The organism is Kluyvera sichuanensis (assembly GCF_040930405.1).
Taxonomy (GTDB): domain Bacteria; phylum Pseudomonadota; class Gammaproteobacteria; order Enterobacterales; family Enterobacteriaceae; genus Kluyvera; species Kluyvera sichuanensis.
This window is the reverse complement of record NZ_CP162271.1, coordinates 4316293-4338241: the sequence shown is the minus strand read 5'-3', so window position 1 is coordinate 4338241 and position 21949 is coordinate 4316293. Positions and strand designations below refer to the sequence as shown.

The window sequence follows — 21949 nt, the reverse complement described above, 5'->3', positions numbered from 1 at the left end:
TTCATTTTCGTGCCTCCCCGAGGCTAACGGTACTGATACGGCGCTGAGAGCCGTCCGTGTCCTGCAGTATCCAGTCATCAGGATCATCAGATAGGGTGTTGAATGTTAACTGCATGGTCAGTTCAAGGCGCAGTAACGCCTGACTCAGCGATGCGCTGATGATACGCCCCTCCAGCGGCTGCCAGTTTTCGGCGATAATCAGCGGCTCAACGAGCTCACGGTATTTTCCTCGGTCCAGCATCGGTAAATGTTCCGCCAGCCGATCGAGGAACTGTTGAATTGGCGTGCCCGGAGCCAGCTGCAGGTTATCCAGCACCCCTTCAATCGCACGCGTAGGGTCCATCACCCAGCCATCCAGATACGGCTCGGTAAAACCGAGGAAGTAGGCGTAATCAAGAAACGGTTCCGCTTCGTTACTGCTGTTAAGATTACGTCGCCCCACGCCAGCCATTTTATCGTTAATCATCGGCCCGACCGCCGTTGGCACGGCCTCTTTGGTCAGCGGTTCATTGCCGCGCAGGGTATATTTATCCTGCGCCAGCACCGAGGTCACGCTCATTAAAAACGGCTGACCGCGGGTTCCCGTCAGCAGCGGCATCGTCTCTTCAGTGTTGATCAGGGTGCGCAGCACGCGGCTCGGCAGATCGCGTTCGCTGCACAGCGGCGACTGCTGGCTAAGGCCGGCTTCTTCAACCTTCCACAGCCCCTCTTTAGCCCAGAACGAAATTTCAGCCGGCAGCCTTTTACTCGCCCCGGTAGACCCAGGCAGCATCTCTGGCCTGAGCAGGTCGACCAATGCCGTCTTTGAAATCGGCTCTCCCATTCGTCTGTTCAGTACACGATCGATCATACACAGCAGACGAATCTGGCTTCCTGGGGCGGCGTTGTTTGTGATTGCCACTAGAAAATGCTCCTTTGAAATTGTTCTAACGTCACGGCGCCCTGATCGACTTCCCACCAGCGGCGGCCACGATAGCCCGGCTCCTGCAGCTGTTCAGGGGCGACGATAATTCGGTTGATGCTGGCAAAAATATCCAGCTCAGGCAGGGCTTCCCCAGGGAGAACCAGCACCAGTTCATGCCAACGGTTGTTCTCTTCATCAGCTGCCAGCGAGCACCAGAACGGTAACCCGGCGGGCAGCACCGCGCTCAGCAGGCTCAACGTACTCTGACTTGCCCGGATCGCCTGAACCTGATGACCGGCCAGCAGGCGCGCGATCCAGTCTGTCCACTGGCGCAGCAGCAGTCGGTTGGTCAGGGTGGTCTGGTAGCGCACGCGCCGATCGTTGCCAACTGCCGCATACGGCGCATTGTCGATAACATGAGCGACTCGCCCAAGCGTAGGGGTAAACGGCGGCCGCCCCTGCTCACGGCAGGCTGGGCACCCGCCACACGCCTGCTCGGGCACGTAGCCGTCAAGGGTATAAAATTCAGCTAGCTGCTGACACAGCGGGTTAGACAGATTGTTTAACCATTCGCTCAGCACGCTAAAGCCGCGCTGGCGCATGGCGAGTTCATGTGCGCGATGCGCCTGAATACCGGCTTGCCACTGCGTTTCATCGAGATGCCCGTCACGGCGAACGGAAACCTGAATGCGGCTGAAATAGTTGTCGAACCAGGCCTGCACCTTCTCATCATCACGCTCGTCCACGCTGATGGTGCTCAAGTCCGGCGCGGGATAGGCGATATCAATAAACCCAGCTCGCTGCATCAGCAGCAGGGTACGCAGGTTCCAGTCGACGTTACCCTGTGAATCCATACGGATATCCTGGTGCTTAGCCCGTAACGGCACGGTAAAGAAACCAGGACGATGCTGCTCACGCAGTTGGTGCATTTTCGACCAGCGCAAGAAGCCCTTACCGGCGCCAATCAATTTGGTGCGGTTTAAGGTGCGCGCTACCCGCAGCTGCTGATGATAGAAAATAATCTGGGCAACCGAAGCGTTGCCGTCACGCCCGCCACGACCGCTTTCCTGATAGAGGCGATCGAGGTTTTCCGGCACCGCCACGTGCAGCACCGTGCGAACATTGCTTTTATCCATCCCTACGCCGAAAGCCGACGTGGCGATCATGATATCCAGCGCATCGTCACGCCAGGCATGAATCAGCCCTTCGCGTTCGTGCATTGGGGTGGCACCATGGAACAAACCGCAGCGGCGGTAGCCACGTCCACGCAGGTACTGATGCCAGAACTTCGCCTGTTCCACTTCAGTGGTGTAAATAATCATCGGCGCCGGCAGACGAGCGATGGCCGCTTCCACCTGAACGAGATAATCGTCATAGTCTGCGGCTTCACTGACAAACCAGGCGGGCTCCGGGCGCAAAAAGCTACCGTTAATATCAATCACGGCATCCGCACGTGAACTCGCAAACAGCGCTTTTAACGTATCCTGCGTACTTTGGCTGAAGGTTGCGGACAGCAGAACCACTTTGATGGGATCCGGTGAGGTCGCCATCAGCGATTTCACCAGCGGCGCCAGCAGCTGGAACTCTGGGCGGAATTCCGCCCCCCACTGATCGATCAGGTGCGCTTCGTCCACCATCACCGCGCCAAGCAGGCCGCGCTGAGCCAGCGAAAAGAGCTGCAGCAGCAGCCCGCCGGTTGCCGCTTCCGGGGAGCAAAACAGCACCCGCTGCTCGCCCGCGGCCAGTCGCGCCTTCATTTCACTGCGCGCTTCGGGGCCAAGCCCGCTATGCCAGACATAACTCCCGCCATGATCCTGACCTGCCCGCTGCATCACCTCTTTCGCCCGCAGCGCTTGTTCAATCGCCAACGCCACGGTGGGGACAATCACCAGCGTCAGGTGCCGGCGGGGTGATGTCAGCATCTGGGCATGAATAACAAAGGTTTTCCCCGCCCCGGTAGGCAGATTCACCAACAGCGTCTTATCCTGCGGGCTGGTCAGTACCGTACGCACCGCCTGCTGCTGTCCGACGGAGGTGTAGTGCGTGTAACGCGGGTCATTGAGTACGGCGGGGAGAATCGTATCCAGGGGAGGAGACTCAAGAAAACGGCGCTTTTCTCCCTTCCATACCGCGAGCAAATTCGCATCCAGCGCTTCAGCACCACGATCCAGCAGGAGTTCGCCGGGATAATCCCGATGCCGGCACAGGCCAAAACGGCTCAGTGCGGCATTATCCGTCAGGTGCCGATACGGGAGCATTAACGGCACCAGACCGTGCACCCGAGCGCACTGCAAAGCATCATAGAACGCATGCAGGCGGTCGCTCTCTCCAGCTCGATCGTCGTCCAGACAGAGCAGGAGGCGGGTAAAAAATTGCCCGCTAATCTCGTCTTTTTCATCGTGCTCGCCGTTCAGCACCGCACGGAGTTGTAGCCACTGAGTATCCATTTACGCGTCCGTTTACAACATGTCCCGGGTACAAAGCACTATCGCTTTCATGGCCAGCAGCTGATGGCGCACGGATTGATCGCCGTAAGATTGCTGCAGTTGCTGGTAGGCCTGCTCTTTCACGGCAAGGACGGTGGCCTTCCAGTTAAACGGATCAAACCAGTCCGGCATTTGCGTCCACACCTCTTCACGCAGGTTGATATCCTGGAACAGCACGTTGCCGTCCTCATCGTACGGCTTATCCAGCAGGGAAACGACAATCTGGGGTTCCGCGCGATTCCCGCTGTCATCCAGCCAGAATTGATTCACCACCGGGCTGAAGCGCTCATCGCCGCTGCGCTGCGCCGTCAGAGAATCATCACCGTCGTGCTGTGCTTCGGTTAACCACTGGAAATGGAAATAGGTGCGCGGCTGCTTCAGAGGAAGCGAAGTCAGCACCCGCAGCAGCGCCATTGTGGCACCACGCGGATCGGCCTGCATGAGCTGCCAGACCGTTTCCACGAAGGGCTGACCATAGCGTAATGGATACACCAGCTTGTGGCTGCTTGCCTCCGTGCGCGACAGGCTCATCATCGCTGTCGATGGCGGATATCCTTCCGAAAAATCGAGCCCCATCAGGCAATTGTCGACAAAGGTTTTCACATCAACCAGCGTCTGACGCTGGTTCGGCCCGCGTTCAAAGCACAGGCGGAAACCGCCCTCTTCATATTTCTCACGCTTGAAGCCCAGCGCATTGCGTATCCACCGCAGCATATCGGCAGCCTGGGCGTCAGCATCTTCTTCTTTATCCGCCAGCTGCTCGGAGAACTCACGGGCCGCAATCACCTCGTGCTCCATCGACAGCAGGTTCTCCTGCGCCAATACCCGCTTACGTTCCTGATTAACAAAGCCGTCTTCACCAGCCAGATGTGCGATTTTCTCACGGAATACCGCAGGCCCCTGGCTGGCGTAGTCTCGCCAGACGGCATCGAGTTGTTCCGTCAGGACAAACTGCAGGCTGGCAACGCTGCGTTTGAATAGGCCGGTCCCCTCATCCAGCAGCGCCAGCCAGTCAGCGGTCAGCCCATCACGCTCCGGCAATAGCACCAGACTTTTCACCGCCTTAACATGCTGGTTGCCGCAGTAACGGTTAAAGCGTCCCAGTCGCTGCTCAAACCGGTTGAAGTCACGGCTTACGCTGTAGTGAATGGCCAGGCGACGCTTGCCGTGCAGGTTGAGCCCATCTTCACCCCGTTTATCGCAAATCAGCACCTGCCAGGTATCATCCAGCAATTCCGTTTGCAGGCGCACTTCAGGCGTATGACGGACGACCTGCCAGGGTGCCTGAATTGCCAGCTTGGTGGCCAGGTGCGCGGCCTCCGCGTTTTCACTGCAGAAGATCACCGCCTTCCCCTCTGGATTGGTTTCAAACCAGCGGGTTAGTGACGTCATTAACGCCGTATCTTTTGCACGTTGCTCCTGCTGAGCCGCCTCAATAATTTGTTCGAGGAAACGGAATTCCTCATCGCTACCGGCACCAATGGTCTGGCACGCTTTGGCGCGACGAGATAGCGTCAGCGGGCTGAGGAACAGCGCATCCACCCAGTCAGGCAACGTATCCGCATTCAGGTGCTGATAACGTTCCGGGTTGCGCAGAGATGCCTCACGGTAGGCTTCAAGGATTTCATCCAGCGTGACCTGCTCGGCGCTGACCGGCCAGGTGACTTTTTCCAGACCGTCCAGCCCCGGGAACAGGCAGATGAGCGAAGGATCTTCACGACGGTTGCGCAGCAGGCGGTGAAACAGGCGGTAGTGCTCCCCAATCCAGTAGCGTAGCGCCAGGATGCTTTCCGTGCGTTCTTCGCTTTCGTCAGGCGCAAAGAAGTCTACGTGCGGGCGTAGCGCGTCGATCAACGCCTGTAGATGGGTATCGTCCGCGAACAAATCGCTCAATTCATTCAGGCTTTCTTCCAGCATCATGTTCGGGGTGTCTGGCGTCAGGGCGCTGTAGATCCCGCCTAATCGCTCACGCTCGGACACGCGCTGCATAAATTTCTCGATGCCCTGCTGGTTGAGTTGCCATGCCTGCGGGCTGATACAGTGCAGCATCGCCAGGAAGTTACGCTCGTTACCGTGCATCGGTGTCCCGGACAGAATCAGCGCGATGTGCGCCTGATGGCACAAGGCCGCCATCGCCTGATATTGCGCGCGGTCGCCAGCATCGTGGGACCAGGCAAGCGCGGCTAACTGGTGCGCTTCGTCAATCACCACCAGCGTTGGGCGCCAGTCGAGCAGTTCAGGATCGTCAATCTCATCCGGCTGGCATAGACGAATCTGATGATGGCGTCCGCCGCGCATCACATCCTGCAGCGCAAAGCGGTCGATCAACTCCTGCATCCACTGCCCGTGCAAGGATCCTGGCACCACGACCAGCACCCGAGCATCGAGTTTGCACTCCAGAACATGCTCGCGGATCACAAACCCGGCTTCGATGGTTTTACCCAATCCAACCTCATCGGCCAGCAGGTATTTAGGATTCGGATCCTGCAAAATCCGCCGGACAACCGCTATCTGATGCGGTTCTATCTCGACGCGACTGCTGATAAGAGAAGACATTGAACGGCAGGCCGCCCGTTGGTTAATCCAGGCGCTAATAAACCGCTCTCTGAGCGGATAGAAATAGGGAGCGTCATTTGAGCGGGCCGCCAGAAAATGCGCCGGGTTCATCGCCTGCCCCTGCCCATAGTTGGGGTAGTACATCTCCGCTACATCAACGACGGCATTATCTCCCGTACGAATAATTAGCAGGTGCTTATTGCCCGGGCGGGGCCCGCCATAGCGGCCTCGGCACCAGATGCCGCTATCAGGAGAGCGAAAATAAACGGTGCTTTCTTCATAGAGCGTCGCGGCCGTCAGCGCGCGGATATCCACCTCCTGACGGTTAACCTCCTCTTCTAAAGGAGAGTAGAACCAGGCAATCTCCGCACGCTCAGGTGAGAGAATGTGCACAATTTTAGCGATCCCGCTAAATAATGACGATGTTACCAGGTCACCTTCGGAAAACGTACCAGTATGTGTAGTCATTGTGATTTTTTGCTGTCAGGAAGTGGATATTAATTCGCGGAAAAATCATAGTGCGAATAAACCTAATAAGAATATACGGCGAACAACGCGATGAAGCAAATCCATAGCAGAGACGTGGTCAGTCCACTACACGAATTAGTAGGTGATCTTTGTCACATTATTTATAGTCAGAAATATCAACAAATTAAATCAAATACCAATGATGAATTTTCGTTAGATTTTGCAAGCCATCCGTTGGTTACATTGTGAAATTATTTCATTAAAAATAAAAAAGCCCCTTATTAACATACAGGGGCTTTTTTACAACAGACAGCTTTAGATTTAACTTATAGATTAAATATCAGCGTTGGCTGCTTTTATATAATTGGTTACCAGGTAATCCGTAACCAGCGATATGTCTTTTGATAAATTCTGCACTTCATTCCACTTGCGGACGATCGGCTGCCCATCGATATCAGAGCCCAGGTTCCAGGTTCCGCTGCTCCAGGCGCAGAGCGGTTTGATCCGGTTCAGCTCGGTAACAAAGCGGGTGATTGGTGGAATATCAACCCAATCAGACTCCCCACGATAGTCCTGATGCACCTGATCAATTTCGTCCATCAGGCTGCCAAGGGAGAGGATACCGACACCGTGAAGCAGGCGTGAGTAGCGCGGTTTTTTGTCCCAGTCGTCGGTAAAGACGATTTCCACGGCGGACCAGAAGTTGTTCAGCAGCCTGACCATCTTCGTCTCATCACCCAACCCGGTAGCAGGATCGCGGAAACGGTACAACGCCCCTTCACGCAGGCTTGCATCGATCATTTTGATCATTGAGTTGTCGGCAATCACCCCGTCCGGATTGGTCGCGGTTTTAATGCGCCCGGACAGCGGGCCTTCACCGAAGTTGAGACGCTGGGTCAGCAACGATGGGAACTTGCGTAACTGAAGATCGGACGGCAGGCGGCCGTGGGTGTGCGGCGCCAACTCATAAAGCAGCGTCTTCGGCAGCGGCTTGGTGGAGTTCACCAGCATAAACTGCTCGCGCTGCTCTTCCGCATCGTTAGCAATAAACGCCGAGACAGGCATCATGAACGACGCGATCTCTGCATCGCGCAGGGCCGCAGTACGCTGCTGGCCATCCACGATAAACCCTGGTTTTTCAAAATCTTTATCTTCTGAGAACGGGATCACCAGATGACCCATGTCGCTCTGCCCCTGCAGCGGTTCAAAGCGCACGCGCTTATCAAAAGCAATAATCACCGGGTTAGGGATCATCGGGTTAGCGCTCTCGATATAACGCTGGATCTCGCGAATATGGCTGCGAACTTCCGGACGCTGATAGCCAACCAGATGTTCTTCACCACGACGAATACGAGAGATTGCCGCGATTTTACTGATCTGTTTACCATCTATCGCGAGGCTATAGAGTTGCCTCTCCTCTCCCTGTCGGATACGCAGGGCAGGAACACGATATTCACTCATGACAGTTCCTCTGAGCGTAATGACAATGTGCGCTGTAAACGACTATACAGCACTTGAATATTATGGAATCCACGGCGGCGATTGCGCTCGGCGCCGCGGAAAATAATGACGTTAATACCAATCGCCTTGCAGATATTACACTGGCACTGTTTCCACGGACGATCGCCCAACGTGCGCTCATAGTCAGGACGAATTTTCTCCGCTTCTTTTTCGCCCGCGTGGAGGCGCTCGTAGGCTAAAACGGCGTCCAGCGTGCGGGAGAGCGACAGCGTCCCTTTATCGTATTCAAACAGCGCCTGCATGGCGTCTTTCTCAAGATGACGCGCCACATCCTGGTCAATCACCCCGGATTTGATTTTACGGCTCAGGCTCGGGTTAGCATCAAACTGCGGGACACGCACCGCGGTATAGGCCGGGCCATCTGGCGTATGGTAGTTGTTTTTACGATCTTTAAACGCCTGCTGAAGCGGCGTGGTGGAGTCGATACTGGTCACGCCAAGACGGATAAAATCAACAAAGCTTTCCGGGCGGGCAATCCCCAACAGGTGTACCTGGGTATCGCGCTTCAGCAGCGGTTTAATTTCTTCCAGCGTTTCGAGGATCTGCGCCGTTTTCAGCGGCACCATACCCCCCATGGTGATATTTTTGTAGCCCATCGCCAGCAGAGCTTCTACCGACTGCCGATAGGACGTTTTGCTCCAACCGTGCGCCACACCGAAAGGCGTAAAGCAACTTTTCTGCGACTTAACTAAGAACTCCTGCGCCAGCGTCAGGGTGATATCCTGACGGCGACGGCACTCTGCCAGCAGGTCACCGCTGAAGGTCTCGCCCGGTTTCTCATAGCCGAAAACGATATGGTCGAGCGAAACGCCGAAGTTAAAGCGGGAAGTCTCATAAAACTCGATAACTTCTTCCACACGATACGGCGGCACTTCCTGGTTTACATAGGTAAATGCGCCGCAGTCACCCATCGTCTGCATATTCTCCGGCAGACGAAAGAAGTGCTTCATTCCATTGCGGAAATAGCGCAGGCGCTGCGCGCGAGTGTATTTGCTCTCGCCGCCGCCCAGACCGTCGACCACCGCTTTTGATACCAGCATGCCATCGTAGGGATGCGGAAACACTTCATGCGGATAGTGGTCGTCACGCTGACGAACGCGATGCTCATTACGCGTTTCGCGAACGAAGTCGAAACTAGGATCGATAAAGTCCTGACTATCGGGGAAAAAATATTTTAGCTTCGACAACCCTGCTCTCCTGTGACGCCTCAATGTGGTCTCAAAAAACGCGGGATCTTACCATAATATTACCAGGGGGACATTACTGATTAAGCGCCTGAACGGCGTGGAACAGGGCCCGAAAACGCTTCTCTTCAAAACTGTTGCCGCCATCGCGAAACGCCCGCAGCGCTCCCGACGCACTCGCATCAGGCGTCTCGCGAAGATGCTGTAAAACCCAGGTTTCTACCTCTTCAGGCGTTCTACGAATCCCCTGCTTTTTACGGGCAGCCGGTAGAGAGGCAAACTGCTGATTCAGCTTTTCAGCCAATAATCCCAGATGCCCATGCTCTTCTTGCATAAACTGCGCGATAGCGTATTCAGCAATTTTGATATTCAGCATGAGCATGTTGCTATTTAGCCATTCCGCTATGGGCTTACTACTTTCCAGCTGATAATGATTTAATGGCGATTTGACACTGGACGACGATATAACCAGAAGTTGTTTTTCGGCATCGTGTAAATAGCTCAGGCCCTCAACAGCATCGGGGCTAATTGCATTAATATAATCGGGTGAGCCACAAAGAATAAAATACTCAGTCGGCCTGCTTTTCATCAGCGTTGCCAACGACGTCGGGTGTGTCTCACGAAATGGAGAGCGCAGCGCTAATTCTGACCACCATGTCTGATGAAATAGCTTTCCTTTATATGACTCAGGGAATAAGGGAATAGAATCATGATGACCCACAGCGAAGGTTGCCTGATAAGGCACGACCTCATCACCACGCTTTAGCAACCCAAGGCCAGCGGAAAGAACCCATAAATCAACGGGATGAGCATGACAAATGGACATTGCCGTCGCCCAGTGACCGCCTTTATACAGCTTTTCAACCGGTAGCGTTGGCCCGGAGGAAATAGCCGAATTGACGGCCTGACTCCATGCCTGAATTAACCCTTGAGTGCTGGAAAGACGAGTTGACCACGTTGCGAGGTTCAACGTTGGATAGCCGTTACTATGCTTACCATTCGTACAGGTTGTAATCAGATTAATTTGGCTCACAGCGCTATCCTCAGAAATCCCCGCACAAAGCTACATCATGAGAGATCGGGTTGCAAGCCTCAGAAATTAAAAATGTGTCTATCCCGCGCCAGTATTCTGTTTAATGCGCGTGATATTCGTAATAAACATCCTGAACTTCTCGGCACCGCGAACAGCGCTGAATAATCCCCTGCGATTCCAGGGATTCACAAAAATCACGGCAGTCCGCCAGAAGATGTTGAGAGGGTTGCGCTTTTTTACCGGAAATCAACGCTCTGGCAAGGGTGTCATGGCTAAAACCACCGGCAGAGTGCGTGATCAGTTCTAGTGCGGCCTGAGTATCAAATGACAACATGACGCTTCCCTCATCAGTGGATGTGGGTATAGGTATAAGTAATCTGTGGAGGATTTGCAAGGGTTGGGAGGGAGGAGGAAGTATTCTTAGTGCGCGATCAAAGGACGTGATGATGTTATTTTATTTTTGGTTTAGGCGTGTTTGATGACGGTAATAAAAAGGAGCGCGGTAGGCAGATTGGAACAATCGCCTATCATACCCGATATATATCAGTAATAACGTTGCGACTACATACTGATAACTGCATGATAGTTATTAATATTTAATACTATTTTTGTAATAGAATTTACTGCAATGTACAGTAAAAGAGAGAGAATATCTTTATATTTACTTGCTGGCTTAATTTTAAATTAAGTGGTTGGTGCGAAGGCCGCACCGCGATTCTCGACATAAGCAACTGAAATTAATGAGATAATGTAGTTAAGTAATCGCTATGTATGCTCACTGTAATTCTCTGGAGTTTCAGCCAGATAAAAGCGATTCGTTATCTTCTTCTACAGGCTCTGGCACGTCAAGAACGCGCCCACATGCGCAAGCGACTCAGAATCCATCAAAGATAAAATCGAGAGCGTTCTTGATAGTTTGTCGATATGGCCGGGCATCCATCACTTCATCACCTAACTGTGAAAGCCTGATACTCGCCATTTCGTGGGTCATCACCAGATAGTCATGACCTTCCACCTGCAGCGTGGGCGTTAGCCGCTTAACGGGGCTATTAACCAACCGACTCACTGGAAACAGCGGGATAACCATACGGGTATGCAACTCTTCAATAATATCGCTCTGCACGTCCAGTAAATAGGGATAAGCCTGACTGTTGCCTTTATTGCGATACACCACATATTGCATGGTTAGAACGTCCTGTAATCATCCGACAATAAGCCGTGCTCATCGGTGATGCGATTGAGCTCCTGTAAACCCGCTCTGTTTTCAGCTTTCCAGCGCTCAACGCCTGTAGCACTGAGTTCTTCTTTCAATGCAGCAGTAAGCACCGCAGACAGATTAATACCTGCATCACGGGCTTGCTGAAGCAGTACCGGTTCCAGCGTGACGCTGACCGTTTTTTTATGGCGTACACTCATACCCGGCATAGAGCCTCCTGAAATTACACGTGTAGTGAACACATGTATCTAGTATGGGGAAGATTTAAGCAAGTGGCAATGAGAGGCGACTGAAGACATTACTAACATCGCGGTGTATTAATCAACGGGGAGCAGGTCAGCCGACAGGCCGCGCAGACCCGCAAAAAATCCGCATAAAATGCCCCGAAAATACCCGTCTTTTTAATAAAAATAGCCATGCATGCATATGCTGCATGGTTTTGCATGCAAAATCCTGAATTTTCCACACCCCGCCGCACCAGCACTGGCGCGGCCTGAAGCCCTTCATGCACCTGCATTAAAAGCGCTCCCAGAAGCGGGCAGGCGTGGCGGGGATAGCATTGCGCGCAAATATTAATTACCAATATATTTACGTAAGCGACTAAAATTAATGCAGCCAAAGAGATTTAGCCTCTGTACATGCCAGGCGGGTTATCATCTTCAAATGAACCACCATTAGGATGATAATAATCACTATGATAATGAAAGAATATGGGGAGCTCACATAAAACTGTAAGCCCCCCTAATTTATCACCCTAGTAATATGCAATAGCAGTAAATACTCATGATTTACTATATGCTCACTGCTTACGAATAATGTTATTGTCAAAGTGTAATAAATTGACATTCAGACCATTTAGCATGGCCATCAAGTCATCATATTTCTCACTAGTCCCCATTATTATTTGTTTTTTATGTAGGTAAGAACCTGAAGCTTTCTTAATAAATATTTTGAAGCTAACATCTTTAGTTTCCTGTTGTCTTGGTTCATCCATAATTAGCAACCCCAAATGATTGGTCGATATGCCATTTGAATTAACATCCAGCATCAGCAGTGAATACAAATATGACCAAATTACCCTAATGTTATCACTAGCAGATGCTTCTGAGCCAATATCTATGCTGTCAACGGTAGGTTTATAAGTATTAAATGACAAATCAAAATCATCTATTGGTGTACTTTTGTACCCAAAATCATGCAAGTTTGACTTAAACGAATCTCTCAAGAGTCTTATCTTGGCTTTGTCATTATATGTAAAACCATCATAAGGAAGTGCTGCCAATTTGTTATTACATTCTCTCCAATCTGAAAGAACCGCACGAAGGGTGTCTTTTTTATTTAGCTCAAAACTAGAAAGAGCATGTAAACTGTCAATATCCTTTTCTAGCTTCACTTCTTTTCTTATCAACTCCCGGAGTTCTGCATCTACCGGCGCTGATATACTGCGCTGAATATCTTTAATTTGAGAACGTAAATCTCTGACTTTAGCATTAGCAAAATTTAAAGCCACTTCTTTTCGTTCAAACTTCAACTTTTCACTTTTAGCTAGACTTTCAAACACAGCTAAAGTTTTTTCTAGGTATTTTACATTATCTTCAATAGTTAATACTTTCCCATCTAATGTAGCTGGCAATAGCGTATCTTCTATAAGTTGACCGCATGTTGGGCAATTACCTTCAACAAAAGAAATTTTTTCTTGGGAACCTAACAATTGCAGTTTTTCGATATCCCTATATTTTCTCAAGCTTTCCTTAGTATCATTCAAACTTTTATTAATTGAATTAATGTATGTTTTATTTGCTTCAATATCGGATATCAGTAATGAAAGAGCATTTTCATGATTGACCAAATTTGCTTTTAGGTTATCTAGAACCGCATCCAATGATTCATCATTAAAGCTATATCCGTATTTTAATGTTTCTCTGACAGTTTCTAATTCAGCTTCATGCGTGAGTATATGCTGAGGCAATGGTATATCATGATTTTTTTCGTCTAGTGTGTAAAGATCGCTATCTTGATACACTTCTGATTTTGTAGTAATTTTCTCCGGTATTCTTGATGAAACAAAGAATCCATAAGCCTTCGCATTAGACTCTAAATCAGTAAGAGTATTAAACCATTTTGTTTCTTGATTTTTCTTGTCATCCAAACAAACTTCTCTCTTCCTTCTAATTTCACGAACATCTAGATCAAGAGTATACTCAAGGATATTTTGCGACAAATCCTTTATGCCAAGGTAAGTAGGAGTGATATTTAATATACCTCCCCACCCTCTTGTCTGTTCAACATAATTCACAGTAAATATTGATTCAATATATAATGGGCACTTCGTCCCATCATACTTGATAACTTGAGGTAACTTAACATTAAGATAATTGCATAAAAAATAATGAAACCCTTTCTCACGCTGAGCAGAGCCAGGATCTTTCAAAAAATAATCAGTAAATTTCTGGTCATTTATTTCGTCAAATTTATCTTCATATACTGTAACTATCTTGGAAGCTTCACTATCGCTTTTTCTTAAAATAGTTATAGTCTTTTCACTTTCATTAGAAATTTGGAGATAGATTTTCGATTCGCTTACTGGTATTTCATTATCATGATAATCTCTCAATTTAGTTGTTAACGCAGATTTTAATGGATTGCTCCTTGATGGACCTAAAATCCCTTCCAAACCTAAAGCGAAGATTATAGACTGTATACACGTTGACTTACCTGAAGAGTTTTCAGCACTAATGATGTTTAAACCATAATCAAATGTGAGATCTGCTCCGTATACACCATCATTTGTTTTCGTTCTAATTATCAAGCGTTCAATTTTAAGCTTGCTCATATTATTCCCTTATATAATATTTGATCGATATTTTTATCTGAAAACTCGGATTTATTATAGTGTTCAATGAATTCCTTCTCATAAACAAACAATGTTGCATCTTTATAAATCATGTTAGATAACAACAGCCCTTTTTGAGTCAGTACAACACTCTTTGCTGAATCTAGAGAAAATAATCCTTCTGCTAATCCAAGCGATATAGCCTTATCTAAAAGCGGGTCAAAACGGATGTTAATATCCGCATTACCTCCTTCAGAAAGATAGCGAGTTCTTTTGTCATTCGATGCTATTAAAGAATATATAACCTGAATTTTTTTTAAACTTGCAGAGGAGCCACGACATAATTTATTTAAAATAATGGCGAGTAACGATATTCGCCAAATAGGTCTTAATTCCGGTTCAACTGGAGACCCTGAGGAATTAAAAGTCATTTTACTAGGGTTTTCTTTTAAAATATCCATAGTTAGAAATCCAAATTGCAACGCATTATCCAATCACCAACAACTCCAGTAGAAATACATTTTAGATTATCTTGATGAAGTCGGCTAGATTCTTTAAGCTTATTATTTAAAATTTCTATTTGTTGATTAGGAGTAAGCGTTTCATTATCAAAAAAAGCCAGTGATAAATCCTGCTCACGATCAAGAATCCCATTTGTTATTTTCTCATGTAACGTAGGATAGTTGTCCTTAAGATCGGTCATGGCATTTTTATACATTACAATATTTTTTAATAGCATGGTTGATGCGACTTGAACTTGTTTATCATCATCCCTAATCTTTCTAAGCTTACGAGAGATATTATCGACAAACTCACTGCTATTATCCTTTAAGTCATCGATATCAGACATTTCAACCACTGGCAGGTCTAATTTTAAAAGTCGTAAGCCACTAGAGATCAACTCGTTTTCTTCTTTTTTAAAATTATCACGATCCCAAATTAATATTTTAAAATCTTCATTATCGACATAGGGTAAATTAGCAGTCAGAACCTCACTTTCTTTTTTTGTAGCATGTACATTTAAATGTTTTGACTGATGTCTAGGAACAACTAAAATCCAGCGTCTTATTTTGGTATTATGTAAAATATTTTTTAAATATCCTTTTTTATCTAAGATAAACTTCCCAATATCGGCCGTCATTTTATCCCTTTGTTTTTCATACAACTTATCAACTGTACATGCTTCATCAGGACAATAAGACTGAAATGCAAAACCCTGAGTGCAATATCCCTCAATGCCTGCATCACCATTATGATAATCAGGTATTGGAATGTAATTTTCCTCTCCAACCTTAAGTCGTAAAAGATCATTTACATGGCCTTCCCACTCTTTAGCTTCCCATACTTTATTTCTTGATATTTCCATAAAATCGCCAATCTGAATTGAATTAAAGACTTAATTTGAAAATATCATTAGCACAATACAAAAAACAAATCAATAAAACACTCTCAAATCATCACGTTAGGGCACATTATATTTTGTTCCAACATATGTAAAACTTAATGCTTTTTTAACTTTGCAAAATCAAAAGGTGTAACAGGCATCAATTTATTGGTATCAAGATAATCAGCCCAGCACTGCACCATCAATCGACGCTCATCCAAATGCTCAGAAGTATGGATATAAGCCGCACGCACATTATTGCGCTCCGAATGGCCTAGCTGGCGTTCTATAGCGTCATCGCTCCATAACCCTGACTCACCCAACGCACCACGCGCCATCGTCCTAAATCCATGCCCGCAGACCTCAGTTTTCGTGTCATAACCCATTGCACGTAAAGCACTGTTTACCGTGTTTTCACTCATAACCTTAGTTGCGTCATGATCCCCCGGAAAAAGCAGCTCTTTATCACCACTAATCTGCTTAAGCTTCTCTAACAAAATCATCGCCTGCCGACTCAGTGGAACGATATGCTCCTCTTTCATCTTCATGCCACGGTAGGAGTAACGGACACCTTTAATTTCTTCTCGTTTTGCCGGTATACGCCAAAGAGATTTATCGAAGTCGAATTCATCCCAACGCGCGAAACGTAATTCACTTGAACGCACAAAAGTCAGCAAGGAAAGCTCGACCGCGATCCGTGTCATTACCCGGCCACGATATGCAGCAAGACGAGCAAGAAACTCAGGGAATCGGCTTGAGGGTAAAGCGGGGTAATGTCGGGCTTTGGTTGTCGATAGCGCACCGGCCATATCACTGGCGGGATTAGAGTCGATGTAATCGTTCTGCACGGCATAACGCATAATGGCCGTGACGCGCTGTTGTAGGCACTGAGCGACGTCGTGTTTACCACTGGCATCAACTTTTTTAATCGGGGCTAACAGGTGGCTGGTTTTGAGCAGGCGAATATCAGACGAACCGATATGAGGGAAGATATAAAGCTCAAGATAGCGAAGAACGCGTGATCGATGGTCTTCACTCCAGCGCTTGTTACTGGCATGCCATTCACGGGCAATGGTTTCGAAAGTATATGCCCCCGAATTCTCAGCCTGAGCTTCTCTCTGTTCGGCTTTTGGGTCAATGCCCTGTACTAACAGCTTTTTAGCTTCGTCGCGCTTTGCTCTTGCCTGCGCGAGCGTCACTGTGGGCCACACACCAAAAGCGAGGCGATCCTCTTTTTTGTCTGAGGGGCGTCGGTATTTCATGCGCCAGTATTTAGAACCCTTAGCCGAAACCTCGATATACAAACCGCCGCCATCAGCCATTTTGTAAGTTTTGTCTTTTGGCTTTGCGGTCTCGACCTGCCTGGCGTTGAGCTTCATTTGGGGGCACATTTCTAATCGAAGTTAAGATGCCCCCAATGACATCCGAATTTCAACGGACAACCTCGGACGACTCAGGACGTAAAAATCGCTGCATATATTGATTTTTAAGGGATAATTGGACTTTCCTGGATGGTCTGGGAAGTACTAATGGTGCCGAAGGCCGGACTCGAACCGGCACGTATTTCTACGGTTGATTTTGAATCAACTGCGTCTACCGATTTCGCCACTCCGGCACGGAAAGGTATGCGGAAAACGTTGTGGATTATACCTGTCACGCGCCACCATGCAAGCATCAGTCACCTACTCCCCCGCCAAGTGTCTAAAAAAACGTCGCCTCCCCCACAAAACCCTCAACCACCACTAACTCTGCCCCCAGTCAGCGTTTTTTCCTGGAATCCGCCTCGCAAAAAAATGCAACGTGACCGGGTCGGTTTACATTTGCCCTCGTTTGATATGAGATCGCGTTACTGAATCTCGTAACAACAGCCATTGTGCTCAGGGCATCGCTATGCGCTTCTATCAGGTTGAACCCACGCTGGAGAACTACTGGCGCGGGATTATTCTCTTTGGCAAAAACGTCGCATCCTATAAGTTCGCGCTAGCGCATGCGCTGTACGATCTCAAACCTGAAGGTAGCGATCTGATCTTGCTGGACGATCTGGCGGTGCCGTTCAGCGATCATCTCTGTCGCCATCTGCAACATGCGCCTAAGCAGATAACCTCGCGCAGCAGCCAGTTTATTAGCGCCTGTTCGCAGTTCAATGCGGGGGAAATCACCCGTGATGTATTAACCGCGATTACTGTGCGTCAGGGGTTCAACAATGTGATTGATGCCTTCCACAACGTGAATCAGGGCGAGATTGAGAAACGCTTTTTTATCGATGAGCGCAAAACCCACAAAGGCATCCGCCTGACGGAGAATTTTTACCGTCTCGGTCAGCGCTTGCAGTATCAAAACCTCAGCTTTGAAACCAACGCGCGCTGGAGCCTGGTCGAGCAGGCGTGGGCGATGAATATCTCCAGCCAGCTTATCAATGTGGAGTACGACAATAACGATCAGATGCTGTTTAGCCGCAGTAGCGATCGCCGCGTGGCCATCTCGAGCTGTCGCGATAGCCTCAACGGCTACCAGAAAGGGCGCTGCTTCTACTGCTATGCGCCCATCAGCCTACAACCGGGCGATGAACAGTTTGCTGACGTCGACCACTTTATCCCGTGGAGCGCGCGTGAGCAGGTGCGTAACGTGAATGGCGTCTGGAATCTGGTGCTGGCATGTAAGGAGTGCAACCGGGGCGAAAAAGGAAAGTTTGCGCGCCTACCGTCCCGCAAGTTGCTTCAGCGCCTGCACGATAGAAACGAGTACTTTATCAATAGTCACCTGCCACTACGCGAAACATTGATCCGGCAAACCGGAACGGCGACGGCGCAGCGCGAAAAATTCCTGGCCACTAGTTGGAACGATGCGCTACAAGTCCTTTTTCACCAATGGGAACCTGTCGCACAGGGAACGGATACTTTCTGATGACGCTTGAATACTACCAGCACCACGCCGACGATTTTTTTAACTCAACGGTCAATGTCGATATGCGTTCGCTTTATACGCCTTTTCTGGAGCGCATTCCAAAAGGCGGCCGGATTCTAGATGCCGGATGCGGCTCCGGGCGAGACAGCAAAGCGTTTTTACAGCAGGGCTATCGGGTTGAGGCGTTCGATGCGACGGCGGAAATGGCAAAGCTTGCCAGCCAGCATACCGGGCTGTCGGTTAAGCAAATGACCTTTAGCGACGTCGATACCGTTAATCGTTATGACGGCATCTGGTGCTGCGCTTCGCTGCTGCACGTCAGCGCCGCCGAGTTGCCGGATGCTATGGCAAAACTGGCGCGAGCGCTTAAGCCCGGCGGCATCTGGTATGTCTCCTTTAAGTACGGTGACGGCGAGCGGGTCAAAGATGGCCGCCGCTTTACCGATCTCAATGAACAAGGGCTGAATACTCTGCTGGCAGGGCTTGCGGGCATCACGCTTGTCGGTCACTGGATAACGGAAGACAAGCGTCCCGATCGCAGCGAGATGTGGTTAAACGCACTGTTACAGAAGCCTTCTTAATCCCCCCTTCCGCCAAGCGCCTCGCCCCCACATGCTCTACACTCTCAGTTCAACACCACACTGAGAGATACACGATGTCCATAATAAAAAGCTACGCCGCGAAAAATGCCGGGGCAGAACTGGAAGTCTGGGAGTACGATGCCGGGGACCTGCTGCCGGAAGACGTTGAGGTGAAAGTGGATTACTGCGGGATCTGCCACTCGGACCTGTCGATGATCGACAACGAATGGGGGTTCTCTCAATATCCGCTGGTTGCCGGCCACGAGGTGATTGGTCACGTGGTGGCGCTGGGCAGCGCGGCGCAGAGTAAGGGGCTGAAGATTGGTCAGCGCGTGGGCATTGGCTGGACGGCGCGAAGCTGCGGCCACTGCGATGCCTGTATCGATGGCAACCAGATTAACTGTACCGAAGGCTCAGTCCCGACCATCCTCAACCACGGCGGCTTTGCCGATAAGCTGCGCGCCGACTGGCAATGGGTTATTCCGCTGCCGGACAACATTGATATCGAAACCGCAGGCCCGATGCTGTGCGGCGGGATCACCGTCTTTAAACCGCTGCTGATGCATCACGTTACCGCTACCAGCCGCGTAGGGGTGATTGGGATTGGTGGTCTGGGGCATATCGCCATTAAGCTGCTGCGCGCGATGGGTGCTGAAGTTACAGCGTTCAGCTCTAATCCGTCGAAAGAGCAGGAAGTGCGGGCGATGGGCGCAGACCATGTGGTTAACAGCCGTTCGCCAGAAGCGCTCAAAGAGCTGGCGGGTCAGTTTGACCTGATCATCAACACCGTCAACGTCGACCTGAACTGGCAGCCGTACTTCGAAGCACTGGCCTCGGGCGGCAACTTCCACACCGTCGGCGCGGTGCTGACGCCGCTGCCGGTACCGGCGTTTACCCTGATTGGCGGCGACCGCAGCGTCTCCGGTTCGGCGACGGGTAACCCGTTCGAACTGCGCAAGCTGATGAAGTTTGCCGGTCGCAGCAAAGTCGCGCCAATTACCGAGCTGTTCCCGATGTCGAAAATCAACGATGCCATCCAGCACGTGCGTGACGGTAAAGCCCGTTACCGCGTGGTGCTGAAAGCTGATTTCTGATGTGACTCCGGCGGCGTTCTGCCGCCGGTTCTTCTCTTCGCCGTTAAGCTTTTGCGAAGGCCGCAAAGACTTCCGCTACGGCCACGGCACCTGGGTCCGGCACGCCGTTCAGGTTCTCGCTGTTCACGTACGACGCGCGCCCCGCTTTCGCTTTTTGCATCGTCGCCGTGCTGTCAGCACCCTGCTGTGCTGCCACAATCGCTTCTGCCAGCCCTTTATCACGCAGTGCTTCCAGCGCCGGTTGCAGGGCATCGATTAACGTACGGTCGCCAGGCTCGGCACCGCCGTAGAACTTCATCTGCTTTAACCCGGCCAGTAGCGCATTGGCTAGCGGTTCGCCCTGCGCCAGCGTCTGCCCGGCTGCGGTGAAGAACAGCGACATCAGCACGCCGCTAGAGCCGCCCATCACGGTTGCCAGACGTTCGCCAATCAGCTGTAGAAGCTGCGCTGGGTTGTTTAGCGGCAGGGCGTTCTGCTGGAGCAACGTAGCGACATCCTGCGCGCCCAGCGCAAAGGTCGAGCCGGTATCACCGTCGCCTACTTTGGCATCCAGCGCGTTCAGGCGGCTCTCGAGACCCAACAGCGTCTGGGTAGCTTGTGCCACCAGCGCATGCACCTGCGGGTTCTCCGACGGCTGTACCTCCAGCGCGTCGTGAACTTTGGCATGCGTCAGGATTCTCAGCGGCGCAAAGGCCACGGCTTTTACCCAACCGCTGGTCTCAACGTCGGCCAGCAGCGCCTCTTCAATGGCCTGATTAAGAACGATCAGCGAGAGTGAGAAGCCCTTCATATCCAGCGAACTGACCAGCGTCGCCGGGCCAATCAGGTAGGCTATCTGTTCGCGCAGCGCGGAGTGCGCGAGTTCTTTGGCGAGCAGCGCCATCTCAAGCTCCGACACGCCGCCCAGGTTGTTGATCAACACCGCCACGCGGTTGTCACCCGCAGAGGCTTTCAGGGTCTCGACCAACGTGCCAATCAGGTGTTGGCTGTTATGGCTGCTCACCGTCGAAGCGCCGGGCTCACCGTGGATGCCAAGCCCCAACTCCACCTGACCGGGCTTAATGCGATCTTCGGTCTCACCGCCGGGTAAATTGCAGGTTTCCATCGCCAGCCCCAGGCTGAACACGCCGCGGCTCGCCTGCTGGGCTATCTCGTGCACTTCGCTGAGCGATTTCCCCTGCTCCGCCGCATAGCCCGCCACTTTATGCACCAGCGCCGTGCCCGCAATACCGCGCGGCTGTTTGTTATCCGGCAGCGCAACGTCGTCGGCGACAATCACCATCTCAACCTTCAGGCCGTAGCGCTTGGCCTTCTCGGCGGCGAGGCCGAAGTTGAGGCGGTCGCCGGTATAGTTTTTGACAATCAGCAGGCAGCCGCGATCGCCCGTAACCGCCACGATGGCGTTTAGCACCGCATCAACGCTCGGCGAAGCAAAGAGATCGCCACATACGGCAGCGGTGAGCATGCCTCTGCCGACAAACCCCGCATGCGCCGGTTCGTGGCCGGAGCCGCCGCCGGAGATTATCGCCACCCGGCTTTTATCCCAATCGCTGCGGGCGACGATACGAATTGCCGGGTCGATATCCAATCGCACCAGGTTTGCGTGATGTGCGGACAACACTAAGCCTTCAAGCGCATCATCCACAAGGTGTTTACGCTCGTTAAAGAAGAATCTGGACATAGCATTCCAAAAAAAAGTAAACCGTATGCAAAGCATAGTCGGCGCTGGATAACGCGCCGCAAAACGGACAATTTACTGCCGCGAGATGTCGTTGTTTTGCCTAT

Annotated in this window: 18 protein-coding genes and 1 tRNA gene; 3 read left to right on the top strand and 16 right to left on the bottom strand. The window is 50.7% G+C overall.

Features of this window, described 5'->3' with window-relative positions:
* Window position 1: 1 nt before the first annotated feature.
* The 15 genes from dpdG to AB2B48_RS20700 form a co-directional block, all read right to left on the bottom strand.
* Entirely contained in the window at window positions 2–901 is a 900-nt protein-coding gene (dpdG, locus tag AB2B48_RS20770; protein ID WP_368300073.1) for a protein DpdG, read from the bottom strand.
* The gene (dpdF, locus tag AB2B48_RS20765) at window positions 901–3351 is read right to left on the bottom strand and encodes a protein DpdF (protein WP_368300072.1); all 2451 of its coding nucleotides are present in this window, start codon (window positions 3349–3351) and stop codon (window positions 901–903) included. Before dpdF ends, dpdG begins: the two co-directional genes overlap by 1 nt.
* Before the next feature lie 12 nt (window positions 3352–3363).
* A complete protein-coding gene (gene dpdE, locus AB2B48_RS20760) occupies window positions 3364–6414 on the bottom strand; it encodes a protein DpdE (protein ID WP_368300071.1) in 3051 nt (1016 codons plus the stop codon).
* 333 nt (window positions 6415–6747) lie between these two features.
* Entirely contained in the window at window positions 6748–7875 is a 1128-nt protein-coding gene (dbpB, locus tag AB2B48_RS20755) for a DGQHR domain-containing protein DpdB (RefSeq protein WP_368300070.1), read from the bottom strand.
* Window positions 7872–9122 (bottom strand): tRNA-guanine transglycosylase DpdA, encoded by a 1251-nt coding sequence (gene dpdA / locus AB2B48_RS20750; RefSeq protein WP_368300069.1) that lies wholly within the window; start codon window positions 9120–9122, stop codon window positions 7872–7874. The genes dbpB and dpdA overlap by 4 nt, the downstream gene beginning before the upstream one ends.
* Before the next feature lie 73 nt (window positions 9123–9195).
* A complete protein-coding gene (locus AB2B48_RS20745) occupies window positions 9196–10152 on the bottom strand; it encodes a hypothetical protein (RefSeq protein ID WP_368300068.1) in 957 nt (318 codons plus the stop codon).
* Between the two features lie 100 nt (window positions 10153–10252).
* Window positions 10253–10486 (bottom strand): hypothetical protein, encoded by a 234-nt coding sequence (locus AB2B48_RS20740; protein WP_368300067.1) that lies wholly within the window; start codon window positions 10484–10486, stop codon window positions 10253–10255.
* Window positions 10487–11026: 540 nt separating this feature from the next.
* Window positions 11027–11335, bottom strand: a complete 309-nt coding sequence (locus tag AB2B48_RS20735; RefSeq protein ID WP_368300066.1) for a CcdB family protein — start codon at window positions 11333–11335, stop codon at window positions 11027–11029.
* 2 nt (window positions 11336–11337) lie between these two features.
* The gene (locus AB2B48_RS20730; RefSeq protein WP_368300064.1) at window positions 11338–11577 is read right to left on the bottom strand and encodes a type II toxin-antitoxin system CcdA family antitoxin; all 240 of its coding nucleotides are present in this window, start codon (window positions 11575–11577) and stop codon (window positions 11338–11340) included.
* A 92-nt stretch (window positions 11578–11669) separates the two neighbouring features.
* Complete coding sequence (locus AB2B48_RS20725; protein ID WP_368300063.1) at window positions 11670–11987, bottom strand: hypothetical protein; 318 nt, start codon at window positions 11985–11987, stop codon at window positions 11670–11672.
* A gap of 180 nt (window positions 11988–12167) precedes the next feature.
* Window positions 12168–14201, bottom strand: coding sequence for a hypothetical protein (locus AB2B48_RS20720; protein WP_368300062.1), 2034 nt, complete (start codon window positions 14199–14201; stop codon window positions 12168–12170).
* Complete coding sequence (locus tag AB2B48_RS20715) at window positions 14198–14662, bottom strand: hypothetical protein (RefSeq protein ID WP_368300061.1); 465 nt, start codon at window positions 14660–14662, stop codon at window positions 14198–14200. Before AB2B48_RS20715 ends, AB2B48_RS20720 begins: the two co-directional genes overlap by 4 nt.
* Window positions 14663–14664: 2 nt before the next feature.
* On the bottom strand, window positions 14665–15567 hold the full coding sequence (locus AB2B48_RS20710; protein ID WP_042312662.1) for a hypothetical protein: 903 nt from the start codon (window positions 15565–15567) through the stop codon (window positions 14665–14667).
* Window positions 15568–15701: 134 nt separating this feature from the next.
* Complete coding sequence (locus tag AB2B48_RS20705; RefSeq protein ID WP_368300060.1) at window positions 15702–16964, bottom strand: tyrosine-type recombinase/integrase; 1263 nt, start codon at window positions 16962–16964, stop codon at window positions 15702–15704.
* A gap of 151 nt (window positions 16965–17115) precedes the next feature.
* A tRNA-Leu gene (locus AB2B48_RS20700) sits at window positions 17116–17200 on the bottom strand.
* A 275-nt stretch (window positions 17201–17475) separates the two neighbouring features.
* Here AB2B48_RS20700 and AB2B48_RS20695 point away from each other — a divergent pair.
* The 3 genes from AB2B48_RS20695 to AB2B48_RS20685 all read left to right on the top strand — a co-directional run bounded on the left by AB2B48_RS20695 (window position 17476) and on the right by AB2B48_RS20685 (window position 20164).
* Complete coding sequence (locus AB2B48_RS20695; protein WP_368300059.1) at window positions 17476–18489, top strand: HNH endonuclease domain-containing protein; 1014 nt, start codon at window positions 17476–17478, stop codon at window positions 18487–18489.
* Window positions 18489–19070 (top strand): class I SAM-dependent methyltransferase, encoded by a 582-nt coding sequence (locus AB2B48_RS20690; RefSeq protein ID WP_368300058.1) that lies wholly within the window; start codon window positions 18489–18491, stop codon window positions 19068–19070. Before AB2B48_RS20695 ends, AB2B48_RS20690 begins: the two co-directional genes overlap by 1 nt.
* Window positions 19071–19144: 74 nt before the next feature.
* Complete coding sequence (locus AB2B48_RS20685) at window positions 19145–20164, top strand: NADPH-dependent aldehyde reductase Ahr (RefSeq protein WP_368300057.1); 1020 nt, start codon at window positions 19145–19147, stop codon at window positions 20162–20164.
* Window positions 20165–20207: 43 nt separating this feature from the next.
* Here the strand turns inward: AB2B48_RS20685 and AB2B48_RS20680 are convergent, their stop codons facing one another.
* Window positions 20208–21845 carry a dihydroxyacetone kinase subunit DhaK gene (locus AB2B48_RS20680; RefSeq protein ID WP_368300055.1) on the bottom strand — a complete coding sequence of 546 codons (1638 nt, stop codon included), beginning with the start codon at window positions 21843–21845 and terminating at the stop codon, window positions 20208–20210.
* Window positions 21846–21949 lie beyond the last annotated feature (104 nt).